Below are 4,987 nucleotides of genomic sequence, written 5' to 3'. Positions count from 1 at the left end.
CGGTGTCGCGACGCTGCCTTCGGACGTGGTGTCCCGGCTGGACGAGACGCCGGGCGCCTACGTCACGGGCGCGACGGCGGGGCTGGGCAAGGGCGCGGTCCTCAACCGGACGGACTTCATCTGGGGCCTGGACTTCTCGCCCCGGCAGCGGCGCGTGGCGTACACGCGGCTGGGCTCGCGCTCGTACTTCCTGACGCTGTGGGCGCTGGAGACGCCGCCCCGGAAGCTGGGCGACCCGGCCATCAACCCGTACGAGTTCGACGTGGAGGGCGTGGCCTTCTCGCCGGACGGCAGCCTGGTCGCCACCGCGGGGCGTGACGGCGCGGTGCGCCTGTTCGACGCGGCCACGGGCGAGCCCAGGGGCGTGCGCGCCACCGAGGAGCCGCTGTCCGTCGTGGCCTTCCACCCCGAGGGCCAGTGGCTGGTGGCGGGCGGCGTGAAGGGCCTGCTCACGGTGCTGGCCGTGCCGGACCTGGCCTATGTGTCCGAGGAGCGCGGGCACGAGGGGCCGGTGAGCGGCGTGGCCTTCTCTCCGGACGGGACGCTGTACTCGGGCGGCTGGGACAAGCACGTGCGCGCGTGGAGCACCGAGGTCCAGTCGCTGTCTCCGCGGGAGGCGCGCGTGCGCTTCGAGCGGCGCGGGGGCTCGGCCATCGTGGTGGGCGCGCTCAACGGCAAGACGCCGGTGGGCTTCACGCTGGATGCGCGCGTGCCCCAGGTGGTCATCACCCGCGAGGCCGCGACGCAGGCGGGCATCGACCTGTCGCAGCTGAAGGACACGGTGGACGTGCCGGGCGCGCTGGGCACGACGCAGGCGCGGGTGGCGCGGGGACAGTCGCTGCGCTTCAAGTCGCTGGAGGTGCGCGACGTGGACGTGGCGGTGTGCGACGCGTGTGTGCCGCAGGGCTTCCAGGGCGTGCTGGGCGCGCCGTTCTCCGACCAGGTGGACGTGGCCTTCGACGAGCAGACGCTGGAGGCGCGCCTCGCGCTGAAGGGCGGTGCCGAGGCGGGCGCGGCGGTGGTGGACACGCTGGTGCTCGCGCGGCGCTCGGACTTCACGTTCCCCGCGTACGTCAGCGACGTCACGGTGGACGCGCGGGGCGCCCGGCTGGGCGTGGGGTTGTCGGAGCAGAAGCCGGAGAGGGACCGCGCCGTGTACGAGCGCGAGCGCAAGGGCGTCGAGGAGCCTCGGGGCGACTTCAACGCGGGCGCGGTGGTGGACGCGGCGACGGGGAAGGTGCTGCACAAGTGGCCGGTGCACCGGGGCGTGGTGTCCACGGCGGCGATTTCTCCGGATGGGCGCTCGCTCGTGTCCGGGGGCTGGGACAAGCAGGTGCACCTCTTCACCGAGGGGCACGAGGCCGCGCGGGGCTCGTACGGCTTCGACTGGTCCGTGCGCCGGGTGCGCTTCAGCCCGGATGGGCGCAGGGTGGGCGTGGCCGCGTGGACGCCGCAGGTGGCCAGCAGCTCCGGGGAGAGCGACCCGTCCGCGGTGCTGCTCGACGTGGGCTACGTCGACGGCGCCACCGTGGTTCCTCCCGGGGCGCCCGTCGCTCAATAGTTGAAGAAGATGTGCTCGCGGGGCACGCCGCGCTCACGCAGCGCCTCGATGACGCCCTGGGACATGCCGGGCTGTCCGCAGACAAAGGCGCGGGCATCCGCGACGGCCTCTTCGCCCAGGTGCGTCTGCACGTAGCCGGTGAGCCCCTGCCAGCCGCTGGCGCCGGGCTGGCTGACGGTGCGCACCACCTGCACGCCGCCTTCCTCCCACGTGTGCAGCTCGCCCTGGTACGCGAAGGCCCCGGGCGTGCGCGCGCCGAAGTAGAGCTTCACGCGGCCGAAGAGCGAGCGGTCCCTGCGCACCGTGGCGATGACGGGCCGGATGGCGGAGATGCCGGAGCCGGTGGCGAACAGCAGCACGTCGTGCCCGCGGGCCCGCTCCACGGGGAAGCCCTTGCCCTCGGGCGCGGACACCTGCACCGGCGCGCCGAGCGGCAGACGGATGAGCGCGTCGGGCAGCGGGCTGCCGTCCTTGAGCAGGAATTCCCAGCGAAGCCCCTGGGCCTCGGGCGGGGAGGCGATGGCGAACATCCCCGGCTGCAGCCCGGGCAGGCACATCCGGACGTACTGTCCTGGGTGCGCGTGGGTTCCCACCAGGGGTGTGCCCTGGATGTCGAGCACGAGGTCGGTGAGCCCATCGGCTGCGGGGGTGCGGGCGGTGACGGTGGCCGGATGCCAGTCGGGCATGGTGAGTGCGGTTCTAACCCGTGTGTCGGGCGCGTGCTGCCCCTGGTAGCCTGGGGCGGTGAAGAGTCTCTTGTGGATAATCCTGTTCATGCTCGGCCTGGCCGGCGTGCTCATTCCGCTGACCTATCTCTATACGGCCAGCAAGCTGCCCCAGCTCGAGAGCGAGTTCGACGTCGAGAAGCTGCTCAAGCACAGCATCGAGGGCGAGCGGATGAGCCTGCGCGCGGGCCAGTTCGAGCGCAACCCGCGCCCCATCACCTTCAACCGGCCGGACTTCTCCCGGCTGCCCAAGGACCTGGTGGCGCTCTACATCCGCCACATGGACTGCCCGCGCTACTTCCAGACGCCGCGCGAGGACGGCGCGGCCTGGGCCTGGCGCCTGTTCGTGGGCGCCACGATGGGCTCGTCCCCGCCGGGTGAGGGCGCCTGTGAGCGGCTGCTGGCCATGCGCATCGCCCAGGCCCTGGGCATCTCCGGCAAGCTGGAGCTGACGGTCGCCGCGCACCGGCTGCACACCTTCATGCAGAAGGACCAGCTCATCGCGTACGACCTGGCCATCCTCTACTTCGAGCGCGGCATCGTCGGCGTGGAGGACGCGGCCTTCCGGCTCTTCAAGAAGGAGCTCAACGAGCTGCAGCTGGCGGAGTTCGCCGAGCTCCAGCTCGCGCTGCCGCCGTTCTACCGCTACTGGGACATCCGCCAGTGCAAGAACCCCACGGTGCTGCGGCAGGACCGCGACACGCTGCTGGGGGACCTGGCCGGGTGGAAGCTGGTGAGCGAGGACCGCGCGCGCAACGCGACGTCCCAGAAGCTGGGCTGCATGGAGTGAGCGGGACGCTCGGGCGCGCGTCGGTGCGCCCGGGCCTCACTTCTTGATGAAGACCCGCTCCAGGTAGTCGAGCCCCACCTGGACTTCGCGCAGGGCCTCGGCGTCCCCGGCGTCCTTCGCGGCGGTGCGGAGTGTGGCCAGCGAGTTGCCCATGGCGTCCGGGCTCGTGACCCGGTCCTGGGAGACGAGCTCGGGGAGCGCCTCCTCCAGCGAGGCGATGCGCTTGAGCACCTTGGCGCGCGACTGTGGATCCAAGGGGGTGGCGGTGGGCTTGCTCGTGCTCGAGGGGCGTGCGGCGCGGGCCAGCGTCGCCGGCGTCTCGGTGGCGGGCTCGGCCTCTCGCGAGGACTTCGCGGCGGCGTGCGATTTCCTCGCGGCGGTGGCCGAGCCCACGGCCCCCGCTTCGGACGGGGCCACGACGGGCGCGCTCGCGGCGGCCAACGGCGCACCGGACGGACCGGTCGCGCCCGCGACGGTGGGAGCCTGCTGTGCGGTGGTGCCAGCGGGATTCTGGCCATCCCCGACGGCCGAGGTGCCGACGGCGCCGCCCACCCCAGGGACCTGCTGCCCGGCGCGGGTTTCATCCCGGGGAAGCGCGGCGAGCCGCGCGGTGCCGGCTTCGTTCCGAGTCGCCCCGGCGAGTTGGCCGGACCCGGCTTCGTTCCCCGCCGCCTCGGCGTAGGCTTCGTCCCGAGCCTCTGCTGCGAGACGCCCGGCAGGAGCTTCGTTCCCCGTCGCCACGGCGAGCCGCCCGGCGGCGGCTTCGTCCCGCGCCTCCGCGGCGAGCCGCTCGGCGCGAGCATCCACCTCGCGCTGCGGCGTGAGCGGCACGGCGCGGGCCGGCTCGCGCAGGATGAGCGCCGCGGCGCCGGCGAGCAGCAGCGCGGCCGTCCCCACCGCCACGGCCACGGGCAGGTGCTTGCGCGCGGGCGCATCCAGCACGGCCGTCGGCCGCGGGCCCCGCTCCGCGCCCAGCTCCGTCGGCGCGGGCACGGGCGCGGTGGGCCTGCGCGAGGCGGCGTCGGCCGGGACGGACGGCTTCGGCTGGGTGGGGGCGAGCGCGCTCGCGTTGGAGTGCGTGGTGGAGCGCAGGGAGCGGCGCAGCTTGTGGAGCTGCTGCCGGAGCGCGTCCGCCGAGTTGGGGCGCGCCTCCGGGTCCTTGGTCAGCATCTGCAGGATGAACGCATCCAGCGCGGGCGGCAGGTCGGGCACGAACTCCGACGGCCGGGGCGGACGCGCCTCCACGTGCTTCATCAGCAGGTCCACCGGCGAGCTGCCGATGAAGGGCAGCCGCCCCGTCACCATCTCGAAGGTGACGACGCCCAGCGCGTAGAGGTCGGTCATCGGGCCCACCTCCTGGCCTCGCGCCTGCTCCGGAGCCATGTACTCCGGCGTGCCCACCACCATGTCCGTGCGCGTCTGCGCGGTGCGGCCGGTGGGGCCCTGGCCCCGCTTGGCGAGACCGAAGTCCAGCACCTTCACGTACCGCGAGCCGTCCGGCTGGTGGACCATGAAGATGTTGCTCGGCTTCAGGTCGCGGTGCACCACGCCCGCCCCGTGCGCCGCGGCCAGCGCCGCCAGCACCTCGTCCAGGATGGGCAGCGCCTCCTGCACGGGCAGCCGCGTCCGCTCCGACAGCACCGCGTCCAGCGGCTGGCCCTCCAGGTACTCCATGACGATGTACTGCCGGCCGTCGGGCACCTGGCCGAAGCCGAAGATGTCGATGATGCCGCGGTGGCGGATGGCGTTCACCGCGCGCGCCTCGGCGAGCAGCCGCTCCACCTGCTCGGTGGAGTGCGCCAGCTCCGGCCGCAGCACCTTCACCGCCACGCGCTTGCCGATGAGCGGCTGGATGCCCTCGTACACCAGCCCCATCCCGCCCACGCCCACCCGGGCGCGCAGCTCGTACTC

Annotated in this window: 4 protein-coding genes; 2 read left to right on the top strand and 2 right to left on the bottom strand. The window is 73.4% G+C overall.

The genetic code is table 11. The annotated features are described in order from the left end of the window. The coding region (locus FL311_RS41110) for a WD40 repeat domain-containing protein (protein ID WP_141333079.1) at nucleotides 1–1,561 on the top strand (1,561 nt) is incomplete at its 5' end. Here the strand turns inward: FL311_RS41110 and FL311_RS41105 are convergent. Beyond that, a complete protein-coding gene (locus tag FL311_RS41105) occupies nucleotides 1,555–2,247 on the bottom strand; it encodes an NAD-binding oxidoreductase (RefSeq protein ID WP_141333078.1) in 693 nt (230 codons plus the stop codon). The two genes, FL311_RS41110 and FL311_RS41105, sit on opposite strands and share 7 nt — an antisense overlap. Before the next feature lie 58 nt (nucleotides 2,248–2,305). Here FL311_RS41105 and FL311_RS41100 point away from each other — a divergent pair, with 58 nt between their 5' ends. Then, complete coding sequence (locus FL311_RS41100; protein ID WP_141333077.1) at nucleotides 2,306–3,076, top strand: transglycosylase domain-containing protein; 771 nt, start codon at nucleotides 2,306–2,308, stop codon at nucleotides 3,074–3,076. Between the two features lie 36 nt (nucleotides 3,077–3,112). Here the strand turns inward: FL311_RS41100 and FL311_RS45755 are convergent. Further along, on the bottom strand, nucleotides 3,113–4,987 hold a 1,875-nt coding region (locus FL311_RS45755), incomplete at its 5' end, for a serine/threonine protein kinase (RefSeq protein ID WP_228557423.1).

Source organism: Myxococcus sp. AB025B (assembly GCF_006518215.1).
Lineage (GTDB): Bacteria > Myxococcota > Myxococcia > Myxococcales > Myxococcaceae > Myxococcus > Myxococcus fulvus.
This window is presented reverse-complemented; position numbering and strand designations above follow the sequence as displayed.

What these genes read in the sequence shown, in the direction of transcription:
- FL311_RS41105 (WP_141333078.1), bottom strand. Translation starts at nt 2,247, where the DNA reads ATGCCCGACTGGCATCCGGCCACCGTCACCGCCCGCACCCCCGCAGCC.